The 23,337-nt window shown below is 68.2% G+C and carries 24 protein-coding genes; 6 read left to right on the forward strand and 18 right to left on the reverse strand.

Annotation, left to right across the window (positions count from 1 at the left end):
* Nucleotides 1-60 precede the first annotated feature (60 nt).
* A complete protein-coding gene (gene hflX, locus E3T40_RS11180) occupies nt 61-1,599 on the reverse strand; it encodes a GTPase HflX (RefSeq protein WP_134543545.1) in 1,539 nt (512 codons plus the stop codon).
* 41 nt (nt 1,600-1,640) lie between these two features.
* Here hflX and E3T40_RS11185 point away from each other — a divergent pair, with 41 nt between their 5' ends.
* Nucleotides 1,641-2,252 (forward strand): class I SAM-dependent methyltransferase, encoded by a 612-nt coding sequence (locus E3T40_RS11185; RefSeq protein ID WP_104195274.1) that lies wholly within the window; start codon nt 1,641-1,643, stop codon nt 2,250-2,252.
* Nucleotides 2,253-2,285: 33 nt separating this feature from the next.
* Here E3T40_RS11185 and dapF read toward each other — a convergent pair whose 3' ends face one another.
* The 13 genes from dapF to thyX all read right to left on the reverse strand — a co-directional run bounded on the left by dapF (nt 2,286) and on the right by thyX (nt 16,539).
* Nucleotides 2,286-3,167 (reverse strand): diaminopimelate epimerase, encoded by an 882-nt coding sequence (gene dapF, locus E3T40_RS11190; protein WP_104195275.1) that lies wholly within the window; start codon nt 3,165-3,167, stop codon nt 2,286-2,288.
* A 10-nt stretch (nt 3,168-3,177) separates the two neighbouring features.
* Nucleotides 3,178-4,167 (reverse strand): tRNA (adenosine(37)-N6)-dimethylallyltransferase MiaA, encoded by a 990-nt coding sequence (gene miaA, locus E3T40_RS11195; RefSeq protein ID WP_233194198.1) that lies wholly within the window; start codon nt 4,165-4,167, stop codon nt 3,178-3,180.
* Nucleotides 4,168-4,171: 4 nt separating this feature from the next.
* Nucleotides 4,172-5,875, reverse strand: a complete 1,704-nt coding sequence (gene miaB / locus E3T40_RS11200; RefSeq protein WP_134543548.1) for a tRNA (N6-isopentenyl adenosine(37)-C2)-methylthiotransferase MiaB — start codon at nt 5,873-5,875, stop codon at nt 4,172-4,174.
* Between the two features lie 61 nt (nt 5,876-5,936).
* A complete protein-coding gene (locus tag E3T40_RS11205) occupies nt 5,937-6,722 on the reverse strand; it encodes a regulatory protein RecX (protein ID WP_134543550.1) in 786 nt (261 codons plus the stop codon).
* Nucleotides 6,723-6,725: 3 nt separating this feature from the next.
* Nucleotides 6,726-7,859 (reverse strand): recombinase RecA, encoded by a 1,134-nt coding sequence (gene recA, locus E3T40_RS11210; protein WP_134543553.1) that lies wholly within the window; start codon nt 7,857-7,859, stop codon nt 6,726-6,728.
* A 259-nt stretch (nt 7,860-8,118) separates the two neighbouring features.
* Nucleotides 8,119-8,340: a DUF3046 domain-containing protein gene (locus E3T40_RS11215; RefSeq protein ID WP_104101179.1), complete on the reverse strand. Its 222-nt coding sequence runs from the start codon at nt 8,338-8,340 to the stop codon at nt 8,119-8,121.
* Nucleotides 8,341-8,349: 9 nt separating this feature from the next.
* The gene (locus E3T40_RS11220) at nt 8,350-8,655 is read right to left on the reverse strand and encodes a helix-turn-helix domain-containing protein (RefSeq protein ID WP_104195278.1); all 306 of its coding nucleotides are present in this window, start codon (nt 8,653-8,655) and stop codon (nt 8,350-8,352) included.
* Nucleotides 8,656-8,844: 189 nt separating this feature from the next.
* The gene (locus tag E3T40_RS11225; protein WP_104170112.1) at nt 8,845-9,402 is read right to left on the reverse strand and encodes a CinA family protein; all 558 of its coding nucleotides are present in this window, start codon (nt 9,400-9,402) and stop codon (nt 8,845-8,847) included.
* Nucleotides 9,395-9,994, reverse strand: a complete 600-nt coding sequence (gene pgsA / locus E3T40_RS11230) for a CDP-diacylglycerol--glycerol-3-phosphate 3-phosphatidyltransferase (RefSeq protein ID WP_104170113.1) — start codon at nt 9,992-9,994, stop codon at nt 9,395-9,397. The genes E3T40_RS11225 and pgsA overlap by 8 nt, the downstream gene beginning before the upstream one ends.
* Nucleotides 9,995-9,997: 3 nt before the next feature.
* Nucleotides 9,998-12,943: a DNA translocase FtsK gene (locus tag E3T40_RS11235; RefSeq protein WP_134543555.1), complete on the reverse strand. Its 2,946-nt coding sequence runs from the start codon at nt 12,941-12,943 to the stop codon at nt 9,998-10,000.
* Between the two features lie 124 nt (nt 12,944-13,067).
* Nucleotides 13,068-14,744 (reverse strand): ribonuclease J, encoded by a 1,677-nt coding sequence (locus E3T40_RS11240; RefSeq protein WP_194088387.1) that lies wholly within the window; start codon nt 14,742-14,744, stop codon nt 13,068-13,070.
* Nucleotides 14,745-14,772: 28 nt separating this feature from the next.
* Nucleotides 14,773-15,750, reverse strand: a complete 978-nt coding sequence (dapA, locus tag E3T40_RS11245) for a 4-hydroxy-tetrahydrodipicolinate synthase (protein ID WP_104101302.1) — start codon at nt 15,748-15,750, stop codon at nt 14,773-14,775.
* 51 nt (nt 15,751-15,801) lie between these two features.
* Nucleotides 15,802-16,539: an FAD-dependent thymidylate synthase gene (thyX, locus tag E3T40_RS11250; RefSeq protein ID WP_104170116.1), complete on the reverse strand. Its 738-nt coding sequence runs from the start codon at nt 16,537-16,539 to the stop codon at nt 15,802-15,804.
* 78 nt (nt 16,540-16,617) lie between these two features.
* On the opposite strand from thyX, the gene E3T40_RS11255 reads away from it, so the two are divergent.
* From E3T40_RS11255 to E3T40_RS11270, 4 genes are all read left to right on the forward strand, one after another.
* Nucleotides 16,618-17,091 (forward strand): thioredoxin family protein, encoded by a 474-nt coding sequence (locus E3T40_RS11255; protein ID WP_104170117.1) that lies wholly within the window; start codon nt 16,618-16,620, stop codon nt 17,089-17,091.
* A complete protein-coding gene (locus E3T40_RS11260) occupies nt 17,072-17,596 on the forward strand; it encodes a DUF4395 domain-containing protein (RefSeq protein WP_104195283.1) in 525 nt (174 codons plus the stop codon). Before E3T40_RS11255 ends, E3T40_RS11260 begins: the two co-directional genes overlap by 20 nt.
* Before the next feature lie 98 nt (nt 17,597-17,694).
* Nucleotides 17,695-18,120 carry an OsmC family peroxiredoxin gene (locus tag E3T40_RS11265; protein ID WP_104170119.1) on the forward strand — a complete coding sequence of 142 codons (426 nt, stop codon included), beginning with the start codon at nt 17,695-17,697 and terminating at the stop codon, nt 18,118-18,120.
* Between the two features lie 16 nt (nt 18,121-18,136).
* Nucleotides 18,137-19,027 carry a TIGR01777 family oxidoreductase gene (locus tag E3T40_RS11270; protein WP_134543561.1) on the forward strand — a complete coding sequence of 297 codons (891 nt, stop codon included), beginning with the start codon at nt 18,137-18,139 and terminating at the stop codon, nt 19,025-19,027.
* 262 nt (nt 19,028-19,289) lie between these two features.
* Here E3T40_RS11270 and E3T40_RS11275 read toward each other — a convergent pair whose 3' ends face one another.
* Together E3T40_RS11275 and dapB are read right to left on the reverse strand one after the other, a co-directional pair.
* Complete coding sequence (locus E3T40_RS11275; RefSeq protein WP_134543563.1) at nt 19,290-19,727, reverse strand: hypothetical protein; 438 nt, start codon at nt 19,725-19,727, stop codon at nt 19,290-19,292.
* A complete protein-coding gene (gene dapB / locus E3T40_RS11280) occupies nt 19,724-20,506 on the reverse strand; it encodes a 4-hydroxy-tetrahydrodipicolinate reductase (RefSeq protein WP_104170122.1) in 783 nt (260 codons plus the stop codon). The genes E3T40_RS11275 and dapB overlap by 4 nt, the downstream gene beginning before the upstream one ends.
* A 44-nt stretch (nt 20,507-20,550) precedes the next feature.
* On the opposite strand from dapB, the gene E3T40_RS11285 reads away from it, so the two are divergent.
* On the forward strand, nt 20,551-21,117 hold the full coding sequence (locus E3T40_RS11285; RefSeq protein WP_104195284.1) for a GNAT family N-acetyltransferase: 567 nt from the start codon (nt 20,551-20,553) through the stop codon (nt 21,115-21,117).
* Here E3T40_RS11285 and E3T40_RS11290 read toward each other — a convergent pair.
* Both E3T40_RS11290 and E3T40_RS11295 read right to left on the reverse strand, forming a co-directional pair.
* The gene (locus tag E3T40_RS11290) at nt 21,114-21,716 is read right to left on the reverse strand and encodes a histidine phosphatase family protein (protein ID WP_104170124.1); all 603 of its coding nucleotides are present in this window, start codon (nt 21,714-21,716) and stop codon (nt 21,114-21,116) included. The two genes, E3T40_RS11285 and E3T40_RS11290, sit on opposite strands and share 4 nt — an antisense overlap.
* 173 nt (nt 21,717-21,889) lie before the next feature.
* Entirely contained in the window at nt 21,890-23,245 is a 1,356-nt protein-coding gene (locus tag E3T40_RS11295; RefSeq protein ID WP_104170125.1) for a pitrilysin family protein, read from the reverse strand.
* Nucleotides 23,246-23,337: the final 92 nt, after the last annotated feature.

A 23,337-nucleotide genomic window follows, 5' to 3' on the forward strand; every position in this document is an offset into this window, starting at 1 on the left:
GGAGTGCGGACATCGGCAGGCGAAGGCCTGCCAAGGTACGCGGAGCGAAGCCGGCGGCGGTCAGCCGGTGACGGCCGGACGCACGGCGAACGGCTCGAACAGCGCCCGGATCTCATCAGTCACCAGAGCCGTAACCCGGGTGCCGGTCTCGGCGTACTCGGTGGACAGCACCGTGCCCTGATCGTGCAGCACCGCGATCAGGTCTCCCCGCTCGTAGGGGATGAGCAACTCGAGCCTGATCGACGGCCGCGGCAGCAGGTCCGAGATGGTCGCGAGCAGTTCCTGGATGCCCTCGCCGGTGCGGGCCGAGACGAAAATGCCCTTCGGCCAGAGTCCGCGCAGCACGAGCCCGTCATCATCGCTGATCAGGTCGCTCTTGTTGAAGACGACGACCTCCGGGATCTCCCGGGCGCCGACCTCGGCGATGACCTCGCGCACTGTGGCAAGCTGGCTCGCCGGGTCAGGGTGCGAGCCGTCGACGACGTGCACGATGACGTTGGCGTCGGCGACCTCCTCGAGGGTGGACCGGAACGCCTCCACCAGCTGGTGGGGCAGGTTCCGCACGAACCCGACGGTGTCCGTCAGCGTGTAGAGCAGCCCGTCGGCCGTCGTCGACTTGCGCACCGTGGCGTCCAGGGTGGCGAACAGGGAGTTCTCGACGAGTACGCCGGCCCGGGTGATGCGGTTGAGCAGGCTCGACTTGCCGGCGTTGGTGTAACCGACGATGGCGACGGATGGCACGGCGTTGCGCTTGCGGTTGGCCCGCTTGGCCTCGCGAGCAGGTTTCATCTCGAGGATCTGCTTGCGGAGGCGGGACATCCGGGTGTGGATGCGCCGGCGGTCCAGCTCGATCTTGGTCTCGCCGGGGCCGCGCGAACCCATGCCTGCACCGGCGCCGCCCACCTGGCCTCCGGCCTGGCGGGACATCGAGTCGCCCCAGCCGCGCAGGCGGGGAAGCAGGTATTCGAGCTGGGCGAGTTCGACCTGGGCCTTCCCCTCGCGGCTCTTGGCGTGCTGACTGAAGATGTCGAGGATCACGGCGGTGCGGTCGATGACCTTCACCTTGACGACGTCCTCGAGGGCGCGCCGCTGGCTGGGCGCCAGCTCGGTGTCGGCGATGACGGTGTCGGCGCCCATCGCCTTGACGATGCCGGCCACCTCTTCGGCCTTGCCCTTGCCGAGGTAGGTGCTGGCGTCGGGCTTCGCCCGGCGCTGCATGAGGCCGTCGAGAACGGTGGCGCCGGCGGTCTCGGCCAGCGCGGCGAGTTCGCGCATGGAGTTCTCGGCGTCCGCGACGGTCCCGTGCGTGTACAGGCCGATCAGAACGACGTTCTCCAGCCGGAGCTGGCGGTACTCGACCTCGGTGACGTCCTCGAGTTCGGTGGAGAGGCTGGGCACGCGGCGCAGCGCGTTGCGGTCCTCGCGGTCCTGCTGCACGCCGTCGTGGCCCTCGTCGTCGTGCGACGGGCCGGATTCGGCCTGCAGAGCCTGCGCGGAGCCGCTGCGGAACAGCGAATAGCCGGCAGCCTTGCTATCAGCGCTGGCAAGAACGCGGGCGACCACGTCGTCGGTGTCGTCGGGCAGATGTGACTCAGTCATTCCTTTAACAATACTTCCTCGATGCACGGTAAGTTCCCTCTATGCCTTCCGACCACTACTTCACCCCGGCACCCGACAGCACCCTGAAACTCCGCCAGGTGACCGTTCGATTGGGAGGCCAAGAACGCGAACTGACCACAGCCAATTCGGTCTTCAGCCCGGAGCACATCGACACCGGCACCCAGGTGCTCTTGAACAACGCGCCGACCCCGCCGCCCGGCGGCGATTTCCTCGACCTGGGCTGCGGCTGGGGTCCGATCAGCCTGCACTTGGCCCTCGCCTCACCCCGCGCCACGATCTGGGCCGTCGACGTTAACGAGCGGGCGCTCGACCTGGTGCGGCTGAACGCGGAGAAGCTCGGCCTCACCAACATCACCGCGGTGCTGCCCGATCAGATGCCCGCCCACGTGACGTTCCGCACCATCTGGTCGAATCCCCCGATCCGGGTCGGCAAAACCGAACTGCACACCATGCTGCGTACCTGGCTGCCGCGCCTGGAGCCGGGTTCGGATGCCTGGCTCGTCGTGCAGCGCAACCTCGGCTCCGACTCCCTGCAGCGCTGGCTCGACGGCGACCTGCCCGCCGAATACAGCACCTCACGGCACTCCATCAGCAAGGGCTTCCGGGTCCTGCGGGTGAAACGCCAGGACTAGACCGCGTCGCGGCCCATCGCCCCGAGCTAATACTCAGCCGAGGCGGAAGACCCCGTCGAACACGAGTTCCGCCGGACCCGACAGTGAGACGTGCTCGCCGTCCTCGGTCGGGAACATGCGCACGCCGAGCGTGCCGCCGGTGACCTCGACCTGCCACTGGTTCGGGGCACCCGCGCCGGCCCAGTGCCGGGTGGCGAGGGCCGCCGCGGCCGCCCCCGTACCGCAGGAGAGTGTTTCGCCGCTGCCGCGCTCGTGCACGCGCATCCGGATGCGGCCGACACCGTTCACGACGAGCGGATCGCCCGGAAGCACGAACTCGATGTTCGCCCCGGCCGCCGGGTCAGGGTCGAGCTGCGGCACGAAGGTGAGGTCGACGCCTGCGAGCTCGTCGTCGTCGGCCAGGGCCACGACCACGTGCGGGTTGCCCACGTTGATACCGAGACCGGGGCGGGCCACGGGCAGGTCCTTCGCCCGAACGAGCGGTTCGATACCGTCGAGGCGCCACCGGCCGAGGTCGACCTGGTAGCCGGTTGCGCCGCGCTGCACGTCGCGCACTCCCCCGCGGGTGCCGATGCAGAGCGTGTCGCCGCGGTCGAGCGTGGTCAGGCCCTGCTCCACCAGGAAGCGGGTGTAGACGCGGATGCCGTTGCCGCACATCTCGGACACCGTGCCGTCGGCGTTCCAGTAGTCCATGAACCATTCGGCCGCGTCGTCCTCGGCGAGGGCGATCGCACCGGCGGCCAGGCTCGTGGAGCGCACCGCGCGGATGATACCGTCGGCACCGATGCCGAATCGGCGGTCGCAGATGGCCCGGATCTGGCTCGGGGTGAGGTCGATCTGCCCGTCGGGATCAGAGAAAAGCACGAAGTCGTTCCCGGTGCCGTGGCCCTTGGTGAAGTTCAGATCAATACCCATGCCGTCCAGTTTAGGAGGCCGGGTCGGCCGCCCAGTGCTCGGCCGGCTGCTCCGGGTCGGCCAGGCGGGTCAGCGCCCGGTCAACCCGATCCGGCGCGTCGAAGTCGATCCAGTGGGTGTGCGGGGAACGCTTGAACCAGCTCACCTGCCGTCTCGCGTAACGGCGGGTGAACTGCTGCGTCTCCTGGATGGCCTCCGCCCGGCGGAGGCTGCCCGTCAGCTGCCCAAGGGCCTGGGCGTAGCCGATGGCCCGGCTGGCCGTGACACCGGTCTCGATTCCGCTCGGGATCAGCCCGCGCACCTCCTCGACGAGCCCGCGGGCCCACATGCCCTCCACCCGGGCGTCGAGGCGGGGGGTGAGCTCCGCGCGCTGGGCGCGGAGGCCCACTGTGACCGCGGGCATCCAGTAGACCGGCTCGTCGGGCAGGGCGGCGGTGTGCGGCCCCCCGGTCAGCTCAACGACCTCGAGGGCGCGCACGAGGCGCCGACCGTTGCCGGCGCCGATGCGGGCGGCGGCGACCGGGTCCACGGCCTTCAACCGGGTGTACAGGGCGCCAGGCCCCTGCTCGATCAGGTCGGCTTCGAGTCGGGCGCGCAGCACGGCATCCGTGCCGGGGAACTGGAAGTCGTAGACCACGGCGGACACGTAGAGCCCGGAGCCGCCGACCAGGATGGGCACGTTGCCGCGCGCCACGATGTCGGTGATCGCGGCGCGAGCCTCCGTCTGGTAGCGGGCGACGGTGGCCTCGTCGGTGACCGACAGCACGTCGAGCAGGTGGTGCGGGATGCCGCGGCGCTCCAGCACGGTGAGCTTGGCGGTGCCGATGTCCATGCCGCGGTACAGCTGCATGGCGTCGGCGTTGACGATCTCCGCCCCCCGACCGGCCTCGGCCAGACGTTCGGCGAGGTCGAGCGAGAGGTCGGACTTGCCGGTGCCGGTGGGTCCGACGACAACGATCAGCGTCGGGTCGGCGCCGGTCACCGGGTTCGGGCCGGGCACCTGCCTAGCGCTCCCCGTCGGTGACGTCGTAGATCGGCGTGGTGCTGTAACTGGTCACCGCGGGCGAGCCCACGGCCCGGTCGGGTAGGCGCAGGGTCGGCAGGCCGAGGGAGACCGAGCCAGACCCGCCGACTGCTCCGCCGTGACCGGGCACGCCGCAGGACTCGGCTTCGAGGCGGTCCCAGGCGTCGCCGGCGATGGTGCGCCGGATGCGCAGCGGAGCCCCGTCGACGGAGTCAGCGATCAGGTGGAAGGGGGCCGCCTGGGTGACCGTGACGGTCACGAGGTCGCCCGGACGGGGCAGTTCCGAGCCTTCCGGCACGTCGAAGTGCACGAGCCGGCTGTCAAGGGCGCGGCCGCTGAGTCGACGGGTGTCGGCGTCCTTGCGGCCCTCGCCGTTGGCGACGAGCAGTTCGACCTCTCGACCGACCACAGCCTGGTTCTCCTCCCAGGAAATCCGCTCTTGCAGGGCGGCGAGGCGCTCGTAACGATCCTGCACGATCTCCTTGGGGACCTGGTCGGGCAGCGTCGCGGCGGGGGTCCCGGGCCGGATGGAGTACTGGAAGGTGAAGGCGGTGGCGAACCGGGCCAGCTCCACGACCCGCAGGGTCTCCTGGAAGTCCTCCTCGGTCTCGCCGGGGAAGCCGACGATGACGTCCGTGCTGATGGCCGCGTGCGGCATCCGCGCGCGCACGCGGTCGAGGATGCCGAGGAACCGCGCCGACCGGTAGGAGCGGCGCATGGCCTTGAGGATACGGTCCGAGCCGGACTGCAACGGCATGTGCAACTGCGGCATGACCGAAGGCGTCTCGGCCATGGCGTCGATCACGTCGTCGGTAAAGGCAGCCGGGTGCGGGCTGGTGAAACGGATGCGTTCCAGCCCCTCGATCTTGCCGGCCGCGCGCAGCAGCTTGCCGAAGGCGAGACGGTCGCCGAACTCAACCCCGTAGGAGTTGACGTTTTGGCCGAGCAGGGTGACCTCGATTGCCCCGTCGTCGACGAGGGCCTGGATTTCGGCGAGGATCTCGCCGGGACGGCGGTCCTTCTCCTTACCGCGCAGCGCGGGCACGATGCAGAACGTGCAGGTGTTGTTGCAACCGACGGAGATGGAGACCCAGCCGCTGTAGCTCGAATCGCGCTTCGTGGGCAGGGTCGAGGGGAAGGTCTCGAGGGAGTCGAGGATTTCGAGCTGGGCCTCGCCGTTGTGCCGTGCACGCTCGAGCATGCTCGGCAGCGACCCCATGTTGTGCGTCCCGAAGACGACGTCGACCCAGGGTGCCTTCTTGAGGATGACGTCCTTGTCTTTCTGGGCCAGGCAGCCGCCGACGGCGATCTGCATGCCGTCGTGGCGGCGCTTGACCGAGGCCAGCTGCCCCAGGTTGCCGTAGAGCTTGTTGTCGGCGTTCTCGCGTACGGCACAGGTGTTGAGCACGACGATGTCGGCTTCCTCCCCGCCGGCCGACACGTAGCCGGCCGCTTCGAGCGACCCGCTGAGCCGTTCGGAGTCATGCACGTTCATCTGACAGCCGAAGGTGCGCACCTCGTAGGTGCGGGCCCGGCCCTCAGCATCGTGCGCCGCCTGGCTTGGAGCAATCAGAGTCGGCGCGCTCAGGGCCGAGGTGCGCAGGGCCGAGGTGCGCAGGGCCGACTGCTGCGGGTCCAGCGTCTCGGCGCTGGAGAATGGGGGCGTAGCGGTGCTGCTGGTCATAGTGGGTACCAGCTTACGCGTGGCACCTCCGAAACCGGGCCGGGTTGCCCCGACCCGCTCCCTACTGGAACCGCACCCGCGATGGCGAACCACCGCGGGAGGCAAGGGCGGCCTTCACCGCCACGCGCACGATGGACGAGGAATAGCCCTTGCGCATCAGGAACGCGTTGAGTCGACGGTCGATGGTCTGGTCGTCGAGCCGCCCGAGCTGCCCCACCCGCTTGACGGCTATTTCGATGGCCCGTTCCGTCTCGTCGTCGGGCATTTCGTCGAGCTTTTCCAGGATGAGGTCCTGATCGAGCCCGCGGCGGCGCATCTCCGCCTGCACACCGGAGCGCCCCAGGCCTTTGCGCTCGTGGTGGCTGTGCACGATCTGATCGGCGAGGCGGCCCTCGTCGATGTAGGACAACTCGATGAAGCGCTCGATGATCTCTTCGATCTCGTGCTCAGCGACCTCCGTACCGCCAAGAACTGTGCGGGCCTCGGCCGCCGACAGGGACCGGCCGCGCAGCCGCTGGCGCAGCACCCCCTCGGCGTGCTCGCGATCGGCGGCGGCCCGGGACGCCACGCCCTCGGGGGTGTCGTCCCCGTCGTCGGCACCGACACCAGCGTCGGCACCGGCACCGGCACCGGCACCGGCACCGGCACCGGCACCGCTGTCGACTGCGGGGCCGCTCGACGCCGCCGGACCACCGTCTCCGAGATACGTGACCGGCGCCAGTTGTTCGTCGGCGATCGGCGCCGTCTCGAGCTCGACCGGCCGGGTCGCGGCGGTGCCGCGGGCCGCGCTCTTGCGACGTGCCGCACTCAGCGACGCGACCTCGTCGGCCGGCTCGAAGTGGACCATGCGCTACGCCCCCTTGCGGGCGGCGAGCTTGGCCTGGAGGGACTCCGCCTTGGCGGCTGCGGCCTCCTTGGCTGCGGCTGCGGCGACCAGGGCGGCCGCGGCGTCGATTGCGGCCTGAGCCTTCTTGGCGGCCGCACCCTCGGGGCTGATCCCGAGCTTGTAGAGGATCTTGTTCTCGATCTCGTTGGCCATCTCCGCTTCACGCAGCAGGAAGTTGCGCGAGTTCTCCTTGCCCTGGCCCAGCTGGTCGCCGTCGTAGGTGTACCAGGCGCCGGACTTCTTGACGATGCCGTGCTCGACACCGAAGTCGATCAGGCTGCCTTCCCGGGAGATGCCGATGCCGTAGATGATGTCGAATTCCGCCTGCTTGAAGGGCGGTGCCATCTTGTTCTTGACGACCTTGACCCGCGTGCGGTTACCGACGGCCTCGGTGCCGTCTTTCAGGGTCTCGATACGGCGGATGTCGAGGCGCACCGACGCGTAGAACTTGAGCGCCTTGCCACCGGCGGTGGTCTCGGGGCTGCCGAAGAAGACCCCGATCTTCTCGCGCAACTGGTTGATGAAGATCATGGTGGTGTTGGTCTGACTGAGGCCACCGGTGAGCTTGCGCAGGGCCTGGGACATCAGACGGGCCTGCAGGCCCACGTGCGAGTCACCCATCTCGCCCTCGATCTCGGCGCGGGGAACCAGCGCGGCGACGGAGTCAATCACGATCAGGTCGATGGACCCGCTTCGCACGAGCATGTCGGCGATTTCCAGCGCCTGCTCACCCGTATCAGGCTGGGAGACGAGGAGCGCGTCGATGTCGACTCCGAGCTTGCGGGCGTACTCAGGGTCCAGAGCGTGCTCGGCGTCGATGAAGGCGGCGATGCCGCCGTTCTTCTGCGCGTTCGCGATGGCGTGCAGGGTGAGCGTGGTCTTTCCCGACGATTCCGGACCGTAGATCTCCACGATGCGACCTCGGGGCAGGCCACCTATGCCGAGGGCCACGTCTAGCGCGATCGACCCCGTGGAGATCGTCTCGACGGGGGCGCGCTCGTCGCTGCCCAAACGCATGATCGAACCCTTGCCGAACTGGCGGTCGATTGCTGCAAGAGCGGTGTCGAGCGCTTTTTCGCGATCTGCTGATGATGCCATGAGTGATCTCCTTCGGTCGTGCATTCCGGCGCCTATAGGCTGTCGCGTTTGGCCACCGGGAAGACCCCGACACCCGCTTTCAACAAGGCATGTGCTCTCTGTCGCTGACACAAACCGACTGTACGCGGCACGTCCGACAGAGCCGGGAACGGGGAGCGGCAGTGGATAAGCCGTCTTCGACTCCTGCTGTGGAGGAGCATATCAAAATGCGAACACGCATTCGAGAATTCCACGGAATCCGGGGCGTGTCGAGCGAAACCTAGCTGCGGGCGGCGGGCAGTCCCGCACCGTACCAACGGGCCTTCGGGACATCCGTCTCGGCGCAGAGGGCAAGCCAGACGTCGCGCGCCGAAGCACCGCCGGCCAGGGCCTGGTCGGCGGTGCATCCAAACGGGGTCAGGATGAGATCGCGAGTGAGGACGCGGCCGTAGCCTTCGCCGAACTCGTCGCTCAGAGCCTGACGGAACTCACTGAGTCGCATGGGATGGAACTAGCGCACCATCATGTCGTCGTAGTTGGCCACGAGCTCGTCGGGCACAGTGTCGGGGAACCTGTCGATTCCCTCGATGATGGCCAGTCGGTCGCCGACTTCCCGCATGATGACCGAGATCGGGGTCTCCAACGCTTCTGCAACGGAAGCCAGAATCTCGGAAGACGCTTCTTTCTGGCCACGCTCCACCTCGCTCAGATACCCGAGGGCCACGCTGGCCTTGCTGGCTACCTGACGGAGTGTGCGCCCTTTCTGCAGGCGGAAGTCCCTGAGCACATCGCCGATTTCCTGTCGAACAAGAATCATCGGAACCTCCTTCTCGTACTGATTATGTGTTGCTTATCGAGTACCGTTTGATACTTCTGGCGCCCACTCAGCCGGGTGGTTGCGTGTGTTGGATCGCAAGAGTACTACAACCTTGAACACCCTGACACTACCGATATCGACTGGGCTTTTCTTGTGAATACGCTCGTTGTAACCACGGAATTCGGGGAACTATTCCACCGCGTCACGGGCTAACAGCTGCCACACAGCTTCGACGGCCGCGGCCACGGAGGCCGCTCGAATGAGGGCACGGTCTCCGTGCAGCCGGAGCGGGATGACCGATATTTCTCCTCCACGAGCCAGCCCGAGGAACACCGTTCCCGGCTCGTGGCCACCCTGGCCGTCGGGCCCTGCCACACCCGTCGTGGCGATGCCGATGTCGGCGGGCCGGCCGTCGACGGCGAGGCGCGTACGCACGCCCTCTGCCATCTGCAGGGCAACCTGCGGGTGCACCGGGCCGTGCTCCTCGAGCAGAGCCGCGTCGACGCCGAGGAGGGTGTGCTTGAGCGCACTCTGGTACGCCACCACTCCCCCGTTGACGACGACGGATGCGCCGGGGATGCGGATGAGTTCGGCTGTCAGCGCCCCGCCGGTAAGGGACTCGGCCACGGCGATAGTGAGGCCGCGGCGGGTGAGCTCGGCGACGAGGCGCGCGGTGGCATCCGTCGCTCCGGGTATGTCAGCAGGTGACAGGGCCGCGTCGAATGCCGGGGGAATCGGATCAGCCATGGTCGTGCTGGAGCCGGTTCTCGCGCCGCGCGGCCACGAGGTAGTCGAAGCCGGTGACAACGGTAACGATGAGGGCGAGGGCCATGGCCGTCCAGTTGACCCAGTAAATCCAGTCGCCCAGCAGCAGCCAGAGGGGCACGAGGGCGAGGGAGATCGCCACGGACTGCAACACGGTCTTGAGCTTGCCACCCCGTGACGCCGGGATGACCCGGTCCTTCAGCATGACGAACCGGAACACCGTGATGCCGACTTCGCGCACGAGGATGACGATGGTCACCCACCACCACAGTTCGCCGAGGATGGAGAGGCAGACCAGGGCTCCGCCGGTGAGCACCTTGTCGGCGATCGGATCGAGGATCTTGCCGAGGTCGGTGACCAGGTTGTGCCGACGGGCGATGGCCCCGTCGATCCCGTCGGTGGCGATGGCCACGATGAATAGGGCGGCCGCCCACCAGCGCAGCGCGCCGTCCTGGCCGGCGTCGGCGAGGAGCATATAGATGAACACAGGCGCGAGCAGGATGCGCACGATCGTGATCAGATTCGGGAGATTCCAGTTGCTGGGCCGGACGACCGGCGTGGATGGTGTGGCCATGGGTCAGTCCCTGTCGGTCAGTTGCCAGGCGTCTTCATCGGGAGATGCGTCTTCTTCACGGTACCCCTCCGACATTTTGGCGACCGGGTCGTCGGCGTAGCGCGGATCGGGCGGGCCGGGCGTGTGCTGGGCCGCGGACTGGTGAGCTGCGGCGGCCTGAGCGGTGGCCGTGGCGGCGTGGTGTTCGGCGTCGGAGCCGCGCAGCAGGGCCAGCACGCCGGGCAGCTGCTCCACGGAGACGAGCACGTCGCGCGCTTTCGATCCCTCGGAGGGACCGACGATTTCGCGGGACTCGAGCAGGTCCATCAGGCGGCCCGCCTTGGCGAAGCCGACCCGGAGCTTGCGCTGCAGCATCGACGTGGACCCGAACTGGGTCGACACGACCAGTTCCGCCGCTGCGAGGAGCACCTCGAGGTCGTCTCCGATGTCGGAGTCGATTTCTTTGCGGGGGGCGACCATGGAGACATCCGGCCGGTAGTCGGGGCGGGCCTGCAGAGTGACGTGCTTGACGACGCGTTCGATCTCGGCCTCGTTCACCCAGGCCCCCTGAACGCGGATGGCCTTGGAGGCTCCCATCGGCAGGAACAGGGCGTCGCCCTGCCCGATCAGCTTGTCGGCGCCCGGCTGGTCGAGGATGACCCGGGAATCGGTGACGCTGGTCACGGCGAAGGCGAGGCGGGAGGGCACGTTGGCCTTGATCAGGCCCGTGACGACGTCGACGCTGGGGCGCTGGGTGGCGAGCACGAGATGGATGCCCGACGCGCGGGCCAGCTGGGTGATGCGCACGATCGAGTCTTCGACGTCGCGCGGTGCGACCATCATCAGGTCGGCGAGCTCGTCGACGACGACCAGGAGGTAGGGGTACGGCTTGAGGCTGCGCAGGCTGCCGGCGGGCAGCACGATCTCGTTGTTGACGACGGCCTTGTTGAAGTCGTCGATGTGGCGGAATCCGAAGCTGGCCAGGTCGTCGTAACGCATGTCCATCTCCTTCACCACCCACTGCAGCGCCTCGGCGGCCTTTTTCGGACTGGTGATGATGGGCGTGATCAGGTGTGGAACCCCCGCGTAGGCAGCCAGCTCGACCCGCTTCGGGTCGATCAGCACCATGCGCACGTCGCTGGGCTTGGCCCGCATGAGCAGGCTCGTGATCATGGAGTTGACGAAGCTGGACTTGCCGGAACCGGTGGAACCGGCGACCAGGAGGTGAGGCATCTTGGCGAGGTTGGCGAGCACGAAACCGCCGCCGACGTCTTTCCCGACGCCGATGGTCATCGGGTGGGTGCTGTTCGAGGCCGCCGGGGAGCGGAGCACGTCACCGAGGGTGACGATTTCGCGGTCGGTGTTGGGGATCTCGATGCCGATCGCGCTCTTGCCCGGGATCGGCGACAGGATGCGCACCTCGTTTGAGGCGACGGCGTAGGAGAGGTTTTTGCTCAGCGCGGTGACGCGCTCCACCTTGACTCCGGGGCCGAGCTGGATCTCGTACTGGGTGACGGTGGGGCCGCGGGAGAACCCGGTCACCTTCGCGTCGACCTGGAACTGGCGGAGCACCTCGGTGATGGACTTGACGATCTCGTCGTTGGCCGCCGAGCGGGCCTTGGCCGGCGGGCCCTTGGTGAGGGTCGTGTCCGAGGGCAGCAGGTAGGGCGCGGCGGGCTGGTCTGATGCCGGCGGAACCGGGGCCGGCACCAGGGACAGGGGCGTGTCGGCGGAACCGGCGGCCCCACCGGCCGCGGCCGGGTCGAGTGCGTCGAATCCTGTTCCGGTCAAACCGGGAAGAACCTCGGTCAAGCCCGTCTGGTCGTCGGCCTGGAGCCCGGTCGACGAGCCCTGCGGCAGGTCGATCGCGCCCGTGAAACGTTTGAGGGCGTCTTCGGCTCGGAGCAGGTCTTCGAGCACCTCGGTGCCGTACTGGTCCTTGTTGGGACCGGGGGTCGGCGGCGTCGTCTCCAGCGCGGTGTCGAAGCTGCCTCGTTTGTCGCCGCCGAGCAGGGTGCGCAGCGGGTCGGCGCCGTGCGGGCCTGCGGCGTTCGGATCGTCGGCGGGGGTACCGGCGCCGTTCGGGCCGAGCGGCCCGCCGAAGTCAGGGTCCTCCTCGCGCTTGCTCGTGTTGCGCCGCCACCAGGGCAGCGCTCCGGCATCTCCGTCGTCATCGTCGACCCCGTCCAGTTCGACCTGAACGGCCTTCTCATGCTTCGCTTCCCGGGCGGCGGCGCGCTCCTCGGGATCGGGGAGCTGGGCCCCGAACAGCCAGGCATAGAGCTCCCGGCTGCGTTCACCAATGCGGTTGGGCGGGGTCTTGGTGATGATGAAGAGGCTCAGGGCGAGAAGCAGGATGACGACGATGGTGGCGCCGATCGCCGTGGTCAGGTAGATCAGGGGGGCAGCGATCATCCAGCCGATGACGCCGCCGGCCAGTGCGAGGGTCTCCATGCCGTCGCTGGGGGCAGGCTGGCCACCGAAGATGTGGCAGAGACCCGACACCGAAACGAGTAGCACGGATAGTCCGATGCCGATGCGGCCGTTGTCGTGCACCGAACTGGGTTTGCGGAACAGCCAGACGGAGAAGAGCAGCATGATCACGGGCAGGGCGAACGCGACGCGGCCGAACAGTCCGCCGAAGGTCCAGGCGTCGAGGGTCTGGGCGACCGCGTTGTTGATCAGGAACCACTCGATCACGGCTCCGGCGACCGACAGCAGCACGAGGAAGAAGGGCAGGCCGTCGCGGCGCTCTTCTTTGGAGAGCTTCTCCGGGCCGAGCGCGCGGGCAGCCCCGCCGGTCACGTGGGCCAGGGCCACCCACGACCGCACGAACAGGCTCGGCTTGACCTCGACCGCGGTGAACTTGACCGTCTTCTGAGCGGCGGTGCGGGCTGCGGGCTTGCGCGCCGGGGTGCCGCGCGCAGGCGTGCTGCGGGCGCGACCGTTCGACTTAGTGCTCGTAGCCATGCAACCACGGTACTTCGATCCCCCGACATTGGGGCTTAGGCACGCCAAAACGCCTGCGGGCGGCGATCAGCGACCGCGACATCAGGGCTGGGCGGACGCGCGGCATCCGTCGCCCTCGGCGGGATCAGGCCTCGATCACCAGAGGGACGATCATCGGGCGGCGACGGAAGGCGGTATTCACCCAGCGGCCGACCGTGCGGCGCACGATCTGCTGCAGCGCGAACGGGTCGCGCACCCCGTGCTCGGCGGCTTCCGCCAGGGCCGCCTCGATTTTCGGGCGCACGGCGTCGAACACCGAGGCGTCTTCGGCGAAGCCCTTCGCGTGGATCTCGGGCCCGACGATCACCTTGCCGGTGGCGGCGTCGACCACGATGATAATCGAGATGAATCCCTCCTCGGCGAGGGTTCGGCGGTCCTTGAGGTCGGCCTCGGTGATCTCGCCGACGGTGGAGCCGTCGACGTAGACGTAGCCGAGGTCCAGCTGGCCGACCTTGGTGGCCACACCGTCCCGCAGGTCGATGACCGTGCCGTCCTCGGCAAGGAGCACGTTCGCCTCCGGCACGCCGGTCTGCACCGCGAGCTTGGCATTGGCGACCAGGTGCCGGTATTCGCCATGCACGGGCAGCACATTCTTCGGCTTCAGGATGTTGTAACAGTAGGTCAGTTCCCCGGCGGCGGCGTGCCCGGAGACGTGCACCTTCGCATTACCCTTGTGCACCACTGTGGCGCCCAGCTTGGTCAGGCCGTCGATGATCCGGTAGACCGCGTTCTCGTTGCCGGGAATCAGGCTGGACGCCAGGATGACGGTGTCGCCGTGGCCGACTTCGATCTGGTGGTCCTGGTTGACCATCCGGCTGAGCACGGCCATCGGCTCCCCCTGCGAGCCCGTGGACATGTAGACGATCTCGTCGCCCTGGATGTTGCCGGCCTTCTTGAAGTCCACCAGCACACCCTCCGGCACCCGCAGGTGGCCGAGGTCGGCGGCGATGGTCATGTTGCGCACCATCGAGCGGCCCAGGAGCGCGACGCGGCGACCGTTCGCGTGGGCGGCGTCGAGCACCTGCTGCACCCGGTGCACGTGGCTGGAGAAGCTGGCCACGATCACCCGTCGGGGAGCCCGGGCGATGACGTCGTCGAGGACGGGGCCGATGGAGCGTTCCGTGGGTGTGAAGCCCGGGACATCCGCGTTGGTGGAATCGACCAGGAACAGGTCGACGCCCTCGGTGCCGAGGCGCGCGAATTCGCGCAGGTCGGTGAGGCGGTTGTCGAGCGGCAGCTGGTCCATCTTGAAGTCGCCGGTGTGCAGCACGGTGCCGCCGGCGGTCTTGATGGCCACAGCCAGGGCGTCGGGGATGGAGTGGTTGACGGCGACGAACTCGAGGTTGAACGGGCCGAGCCGTTCCGTCTGGCCCTCTTTGACCTGCAGCGTGTACGGCGTGATCTTGTGTTCCTTGAGCTTTGCCTCGATGAAGGCGAGGGTCAGGCCCGAACCGATCAGCGGGATGTCCGCACGCAGCTTCAGAAGGTAGGGGACGGCGCCGATGTGGTCCTCGTGGCCGTGCGTGAGCACGACCGCGAGGATGTCGTCGAGGCGGTCCCGGATGGGGCTGAAGTCGGGGAGGATCAGGTCCACGCCCGGCTGGTGCTCCTCGGGAAACAGCACCCCGCAGTCGACGATCAGCAGCTTGCCGTCGATCTCGAACGTGGTCATGTTGCGGCCGATTTCGCCGAGGCCACCGATCGGCGTGATGCGGAGGGTTCCCGCCGTGAGCGGGGCCGGGTCGTACACATCGATGGGCACAGGCCCTCCTCGGGGTTCGGTGGAGCGGTTAGCGTGTCGTTCCGGCGACCTTCGGCAGGGCGCCGCCGGCCGCGGCATTGCGGTCCGGGCGGAAGTTGGAGAAGTTGACCCCGGGGATGTTCTTGACCAGGTCTATTTCGTCTTCGATCTGGGCGGCTTCCCACTCCTCCGGGCCGACGAGGGGCAGGCGCACGCGCGGGCTGTTGATTCGACCGAGGCCGTGCAGGATGTACTTGACCGCGACCGTACCCGGAACGTGCGTCATGCAGGCCCGCACCAGCGGTTCGAGCTGCTGATGCGCGGCGGTGGCCGCCTTCAGGTCGCCCGCATTCACGGCGTCGACCATCTGGCGATACGGGGTGGCGGCGATGTTCGCCGTGACCCCGATCAGGCCGGTCGCCCCGATCGAGAGGTGCGGCAGAACGTTGGGGTCGTCGCCGGAGAAGTACATCAGGTCGGTCTGGTTGAGCACGCGGCTGACCTGGGCCAGGTCACCCTTGGCGTCTTTGACGGCGAGGATGTTCGGGTGCTTCGCGGCCCGCAGGATCGTCTTGTATTCGATCGGGATACCGGTGCGTCCGGGGATGTCGTAGAGGATCACGGGCAGATCCGTGGCATCCGCGATCATGCGGAAGTGGGTGAGCACGCCGGCCTGGGTGGGCTTGTTGTAGTACGGGGTGACGATCATGTTGCCGTCGGCGCCCGCCTTCTCGCTCTGCTTGGCAAGCTGCATGGCATGGGCGGTCTCGTTGGACCCGCCGCCGGTGATGATCTTCGCGCGTCCGCCCGAGATATCCTTGCCGACCTCGACCAGGCGGATCTTCTCCGCGTCGGTGAGGGTAGACGTCTCACCGGTGGTGCCGGTGACGACGATGCCGTCCGCTCCGGCGTTGATGACGTCGTCGATGTGCTGGGCAACGCCCGCCCAGTCGACTTCGCCGTCGGCGGTGAAGGGAGTCACCAAGGCAACGAGGACCTGGCCGAAGGGATTCTGAGACATAGACACGAGGGACAGGCTACCGGTCAGTGTGCGGCCGCGCACCGCCGCGGCGTCACGTTACGGGGCGACGCGACCGTTCTTGTTGAAGGCGGCGTAGGTGAGGGGCATCAAGGTCGCGAACTGGTCTTCCATCTTCTCGGCGCACATCTCGATCTCGCGCTGCGGGAACGACGGGAAGTGGGTTCCCTCGCGCTTGGTACGCAGACTGAGAAAGTTCATCAGCGACCGGGCGTTCATGGTCACGTACATCGAGGAGAAGATGTTGAGCGGCAACACGATGCGGGCAACCTCGCGGGCCACGCCGGCTTCGAGCATCCGTTGATACGACGCGTAGGCGTGCGCGGAGGCCTCGCGGGTCAGCTGGTCGACCAGCGCGGCCTGCTCGGCCGTGCCGGGCAGGAAGTCGTAGGCGCCGGGCTTGCCGACCTGCACGAGGTTGCGGGTCGGGGCCGGAACGTAGAAGACCGGGTTCAGCTCGCGGTAGCGGCCCGATTCCTCGTTATAGGAGGCGATGCGGTGCCGCATGAACTCGCGGAATACGAAGATCGGCGCCTGCACGTAAAAGGTCATCGAGTTGTGCTCGAACGGCGAGCCGTGGCGGTCGCGCATGAGGTAGTTGATCAGCCCGGCGTCACCCGTGCTCGCGGCGTCGCCGTCCGATTCCTCGAGCAGGGCCTTGGTCAGGGTCTGCTCCCCCTGAGTCGACACCCGTGCGGCGAACAGCACATCGGAGTCGTGGGCGCTTGCGCGCACCAGTTCGACGGTTACATCGGAGCGGAACTCAATTTCAGACACGGCTAAACGATACCTGCTGCACGCGTAACCTGTCGTCACACGGACCCGCCCGACCCGAGATCCTTGTAACGTCGCAGCATGAGTCCGATCTCCGCCCTGATTCTCGTGCTGGTTCTCGTCTCGGGCACCACCGTGCTGGGCCTCTTCTGGCGGTCCCGCCAGGGGCGCCCCATCGTGGTCACCCCGGCGGCTCCGGAGGCGCTCGGTGTGCCGGACGCGCTCACGCCGGCGGATGTCAGCAGCCGGGTTCCGTTCGGCGCGAACGCCACGCTCGTGCAGTTCTCCACCAGTCACTGCGCCCGCTGCCCCGGCACCCAGGTGCTCCTCGCCGGCCTGGCCCGGTCCCGTCCCGGCGTCGCGCACCTGGACGTCGACCTGACCCACCGCCGCGACCTCGCGAACCGGTTCGGGATCCTGCAGACCCCGACCACACTCATCCTCGACGGAACCGGTCAGGTGCGCGCCCGGATCGGCGGCGTTCCGAACCGGGCCGGCGTCCTCCGGCAACTCGACGACCTCACCGGGAGCAGCCATGCCCAGTTCGCCCGCTGAACCCCGGCCGCAGCCCTCCGCGCGCCGGGCCCGCCCGGATCGCCCGGACCTCGACCCGCGCGGACCACGCTTCGGCGCCGCGATCACGGCCGTTCTGCTCCTGGTGGTGGTGTTCCTGTCGCTGACCGGGGCATCCGTCGCCGCCTTCGTCCTCCTCACGATCCTCGCGGCCCTCTTTGCCTGGGGTGCGTTCGCCGGCGCCGGGCGGCACCCTTACGGCGTGCTGTTCAAGACCGTCATGCGGCCGCGGCTCGGCCCGCCCACCGCACTGGAGAAAGCGGCCCCGCCGACGTTTGCGCAGGGGGTAGGGCTGCTGGTCACCGTGACCGGCGTGGTGCTCGGTCTGGCCGGGCTGACGCCCGCTGTGGGCGTCGCTGCCGCCGTCGCGTTCGTCGCGGCGTTCCTGAACGCCGTGTTCGATTACTGCCTCGGCTGCCAGCTGTACCTGCTCCTGATGCGTGCCGGCATCCTCGGACGCGGGCCGACGCCGGTGGCCGGGAGCTGACGGCCGCCGCGGCTCCATCCCTGATCATTGGCTGAGAGTGAACCCCATGTGAGCCGAGGCGACAGTTAGGCTGAAGCTTCACCTCAGGAGGCAACACCATGGCACTCACCAGCGAAGCAACAACTGTCTGGACCGGCGATCTGAAGTCCGGCAGCGGTATCGTCACCCTCGACTCCTCCAAGACTGCCGAGTTCCCGGTCACCTGGCAGGCCCGGTCCGTCGGCACCCCGAACACCACCAACCCGGAAGAGCTCCTCGGAGCCGCCCATGCGGCCTGCTTCTCGATGGCCCTGGCCAACGGCCTCAGCGCCGGCGGACACACTCCCGACAGCATCCAGACCACCGCGGCTGTGACCTTCGAAGCCGGCGTCGGCGTGGTGGGTAGCCACCTCCTGGTCAGCGCCAAGATCCCCGGCCTGACCGAAGAGGAGTTCGCGGTCTACGCCGAGGACGCCAAGGCCAACTGCCCGATTTCGAAGGCGCTCGCGGGCATCCCGATCACCATCGAAGCCGAGCTGGCGTAGGCGCGGCCCGCACACAATGCGAGTTCTCGTCTCCGGTGCGTCCGGACTGATCGGCACCGAGCTGAGCGCACAGCTGCGCGCGGCCGGCCACACCGTGGCCCGCCTGGTGCGCCGCGATCCGCGCGGGGCCGATGAATTCCGCTGGGACCCGGCCGCGCTGAGCATGGACCAGGGCGCCCTCGACGGCGCCGACGCCGTGATCAACCTGTCGGGGGCATCCATCGCCCGTCTGCCGTGGACGAAGGCCTATCGCCGGGAGATCCGTGACTCGAGGGTGCAGGCCACACGCACGCTGACGGATGCCATGGGCCGGCAGGCGACACCGCCAGCCGTGCTGCTCAATGCGTCGGCCGTGGGCATCTACGGCGACCGTCCGAGCGAGGTGCTCACCGAGAACTCCCCGGCCGGCAACGATTTTCTGGCGAAAGTTACCAGAGACTGGGAGGCCGAGGCCGCACGTGCGCCGGAGTCGACCCGTGTCGTCACCCTCCGCACCGGGCTGGTCATCGCCCGCGGCGGCGCCCTGAAGCCGCTTCTGCCGATCATCAAGCTTGGCCTGGGCGGCCCGCTCGGCCGCGGCACCCAGCACTGGCCGTGGATCAGCCTGCACGACGAGGCCGCGGCCGTCGTGCACCTGCTCACCTCGACGCTGTCGGGTCCGGTCAACCTGGTCGGCCCGACACCGGCCACCGCGAACGACGTCATCCGGGCCGTTTCAGCCGGGCTGCACCGCCCGTTCCTGGTGCCGGTGCCGGAATTCGTGCTGACGCTCGCACTGCAGGATGCCGCTCGCGCACTGCTGCTCGCCGACCAGCAGATCGTGCCGGAGAGGCTGCACACAGACGGTTTCGTCTTCACCCACAAAACCGCGGCCGAGGCCGTGGCCTGGATGCTCAGCCGCCCGTAGATCTGACGGTTCGCGGCCTTGGACGGCCGAGGCGCCACCCCGCCCGGGGTTCGGGCGCGGTCGGGGATTCGGGCGCGGTCGCAGCGGGCCGAAGGCATCCGTCGCGACGTAAACTCGGAGAAAATCGGGACACGCCGCATTTTTCGGTTGCTTCGGCGGCGTGTCGCGAAAAACTCCACATTTAGCGCGCGGTGATGGATGCCGGTGAGCTGGTTCGAGGGCCGGGTCACCGCATTTCGGCGGGCTCACGCACCGGTGGAGGCTAGGCGCGCTCGAGGGAGATCGCGGTACGGATGGCGCCGCGGGCGCGACGGCGGTCCCCCGAGGAGTTGTAGGCCAGGCCAAGCCTGAACCAGGCGCGCCAGTCGTCGGGGGCGGCATCGACGGCCGCCCGGAAGATCGGGAATTCGGCGTCAGCCTCGTCCCGCATGGGGCGTCCGCTCGGCCTGATCGGCAGTTCTTCGACGGGGAGCCCGCCCTCGGCCTCCAGCCGGCGCACGAGCCGCTCGGAGTTGCGCCCGAACCGGAGTTCGGCGACCAGCGCCCAGACTCCGACCAACGGGAGCACGAGAAGCGCCACCCCGATCACGATGCCGATGATTTCGCCGCTCTGCAGGAACAACACCGCTCGCCAGCCGACGAGGACCAGGTAGAAGACCAGCAGCAGGGCCATCAGGCCGGCGGCAAGCCGGCCCTTCATACGGCGGCCTCACCCGGGTGGGCAGTTGTGGCCGTCGTCGGCGCACCCAGTCCGAGATCGATGATCTGGTCGAGCCCGACGGTGACGCCGACGGCCGTGCGGGTGGCCGCCAGGGCCAGCAGGATGCCACGTTCGTAGGATGCGGCCGACAGAGTGTTGTGGCTGATCGTGAGGGTCTCCCCCGCACCGCCGAAGAACACGTCCTGGCGGGCGAGCATGCCGTCGAGGCGCAGGCTGTGCACGGGGATGCTCGACACCTGCTGGCCACGGGCGCGCTGGTCGGTGTGCGGCGCCGACACCGGCCCGATTTCGGCCCTGGCCCGCCCGATCAGTTCGGCGGTGCGCACGGCCGTGCCCGACGGAGAGTCCACCTTGCCGGCCCGGTGGGCCTCGACGATCTCGATCGAGTCGAAGAAGCGGGCGACGAGCACCGACAGGCCGGTCGCGATGACCGACGCCATCGAGAAGTTGGGGATGATGACGACGCCGATCTCATTCTGCCCGGCGAGGCGGGCGGAGAGGGCGTCGATGCGGTACTGCGACCAGCCGGAGGTGCCCACGAGCACGCGCAGGCCGTGGTCCACCGCGAAGTCGACCACGCTTTGACTGACCCCGGGCAGGGTCAGGTCGATCACGATCTCCGCGCCGATCATCTCGGACAGGTCGCTCTTCGAGTTCAGGCCGGCGACGAGATCGTACTCCTCGGACTGCTCGACGAGACCCGAGACCAAGCGGCCCATCGTTCCCGATACGCCGACGATGGCCACCCGTGTTTTCATGGGTCCAATCTATCAATCGCGGGGCATCGAGTTAGCCTTGGGCCATGCCTGACTCTCCCGCCCTTGCCTTCACCGCTGTGTCGGTGACGGATGCCGGCTCCATCGTGCTGCTCACCCAGTACTTCAGCGATCGGGAGTCGGGCTTCCCGGCCGCGCAGGGCCGGTACCGCACCACGTTCCCCGATCCGATCCAGTTCCTGCCGCCGTCCGGGGTGTTCCTGTTGGTCAGCGAGGAAATGGGACCGGCCGAACGTGCGTTTGTGGGGTGTGGCGGCATCCGTCGTCTCGAGGATTCCCCGGCCGGAAATGTGCGGTTCGAGATCAAGCATCTCTGGCTGCAGTCGCAGGTGCGCGGGCGCGGCTGGGGGCAGTCGCTGCTGACCGAGCTCGAACGACGCGCTCGGGAGTTCGGCGCCGACGACGTCGTGCTCGACACCAACGCGAGCCTGACCGCGGCCGGAGCGCTCTACGCGCGGTCGGGCTACGAGTCCTGCGCGCCGTATAACGACAACCCGAATGCCACGACCTGGTATCGCAAGAGCCTCACCCGGAAAACGGACGGAGCCGGGCCAGCCGAGAGCCGACCGCCCGGAACCCGCCTATCCATTTAGAACAGGAGCGGGTCCGGCAGACCGGTGCGCAGCTCCACGGGGAGGTGCCCGGTGTCGTTGTGGGTCAGCAGCGTCCAGGGGCGGCCCGGTTTTTGGTGCAGCACGGTGAGGCCGCAGTTCGCCTGGTTGATGCTGATCCACCGCCAGTCCGGGGCGCCCAGTACCTCCCGCACGAACCAGGCGATGACGAAGTTGTGGGTGATCAGCAGGTCGTGGCGTTCGCCGCGGCGCGGCTGGAGGAACTCGGCCACTGCGTCGCCCATCTGCGCGCTGCCGGCCTCGATGTCGGCCTCAGTGACCCCACCGAAGAACGGCGCATAGGCCGACGGCGTCTCCGGCGCCCTGCCGGAGGGGATGCAGTCGAAGAGCAGCGGGCTGGGCACCGAGGTCAGGGCCGGCAGTCGCTGCGCGATGATTTTCGCCGTGTCGGCGGCGCGCTGCAGCGGGGAGTGCCAGGCGTCCGTGAACGGCACGCCGCCGAGACGCTCGGCGATCAGCTGAGACTGCCGGGTGCCGCGCGCGGACAGAGGCCCGTCGGGCATGCCGTGCTCGGCATCCTGCTGTTCACCGTGACGAACGAGGTAAATGTAATGGTGCAAGGGGATCTCTCTCAGTCAGGAGCCGCACATCAGCGTGTGGCCCCGGCTTTGGGTCTCGGTGGTTTTGGGCATTCAGTATCTGGGCACTGAGTATCTGGGCACTGAGTTTTTGGGCTCCGAGTTTCTGGGCACCGAGTTTCTGGGCACCGAGTTTCTGGGCTCGACAGTTCTGCTCAGGAGGGCACGAAGGTCGGCAGGATCGCGGCGAAGACGTCGTCGTCGAGCGCGCCGACCGCGGAGATGGAGAGCGAGCCGGCGGCCAGTTCGGCGGCGAGGTTCTGAACGTCGTCGGCCGTGACGCGCGCGAGCCGGCGGAGGGCCTCGTCGAGGTCGATGAACTCGCCGAGGGTGATCTCGGCGCGGCCCAACCGGGACATCCGGGTATCGGAGTCTTCAAGGGCGAGAGCGGATGCGCCGGACAACTGACCCGCGGCCCGCTTCATCTCGTCGGCCGTGACGCCGTTGTCGGCGAGTCGGTGCAGCTCGCCCAGCATCAGCTCGGCCACCTGGCCGGACTTCGCCGGGGTGCAGCCCGCGTACATGCCGAACAGTCCCGCATCCGAGTAGCCGGGCGCGAAGGAGTAGACCGAGTAGGCCAGACCGCGCTTCTCGCGGATCTCCTGGAACAGGCGCGAGGACATGCCCCCGCCGAAGATCGAGGTGAGCACGCTCATGGTCACGCGCCGCTCGTCGGTGGCCAGGAGGCCGGGGAAGCCCATCAGGATGTTCGCCTGTTCGAGCGGGCGGCGCACGATGGTGACCGGATCACCCTGGCTGAGGGCGGCGGGGGCACCGGACCGGCGGCCGACCGGGGGTGCGAAAACACTGAGGTCCCAGCCGGCGAGGGCGAGGGACCGGGTGACTGCTGCGACCAGCACGTCGTGGTCGACCGCGCCGGCCACGGTGACGACCAAGTCTTGTGGGCGGTAGTTCGCCCGGTAGTGCTCTAGAACGGCGGCATGGGTGGCCGCACGGATCGTGTCGGGACTGCCGCCGATCGGGCGCCCGAGCGCGTGATCTCCCATGACCGCCTCGAAGAAGCGCTCATTGGCGACGTCGGCCGGGTCGTCGTCGGCCATGGCCAGCTCTTCGAGGATGACGCCCCGCTCGTTCTCGAACTCAACCGGGTCGAGCAGCGACGACGTGAGCATGTCGGTGAGCACCTCGACCGCCATCGGCAGGTCTCGGTCTTGCACCTTGGCGTAGTAGCAGGTGTATTCCTTGGCCGTCATCGCGTTGTGCTCACCGCCGACCGAGTCGAAGGCGATCGCGATATCGAGGGCGGTGCGCTTGGCGGTGCCCTTGAACAGAAGGTGTTCCAGAAAGTGGGTGGACCCGAAGTGGCCGGGCTCCTCGTCGCGGGAGCCGACCGCGACCCAGTAGCCGATGGTCAGGCTGCGGCTGCCGGGAACGTGTTCCGACACGATGCGCACACCGCTCGGCAGCACGCTGCGGCGCACCAGGGAATCACCTGCCGCGCGGAACGAGAGTTCGGGCAGATCCAGAGAGAATTCGACGGCACCGTTCATGACTAGTCCACCTTATGTCACGGCGCCGGTGCGGCCCGGGTGCCGGCACCGGTATTCGGCCGGCACCGGTATTCGGCCGGCACCGGTGTTCG

It is taken from the genome of Cryobacterium sp. TMT1-19 (genome assembly GCF_004403055.1).
Lineage (GTDB): Bacteria > Actinomycetota > Actinomycetes > Actinomycetales > Microbacteriaceae > Cryobacterium > Cryobacterium sandaracinum.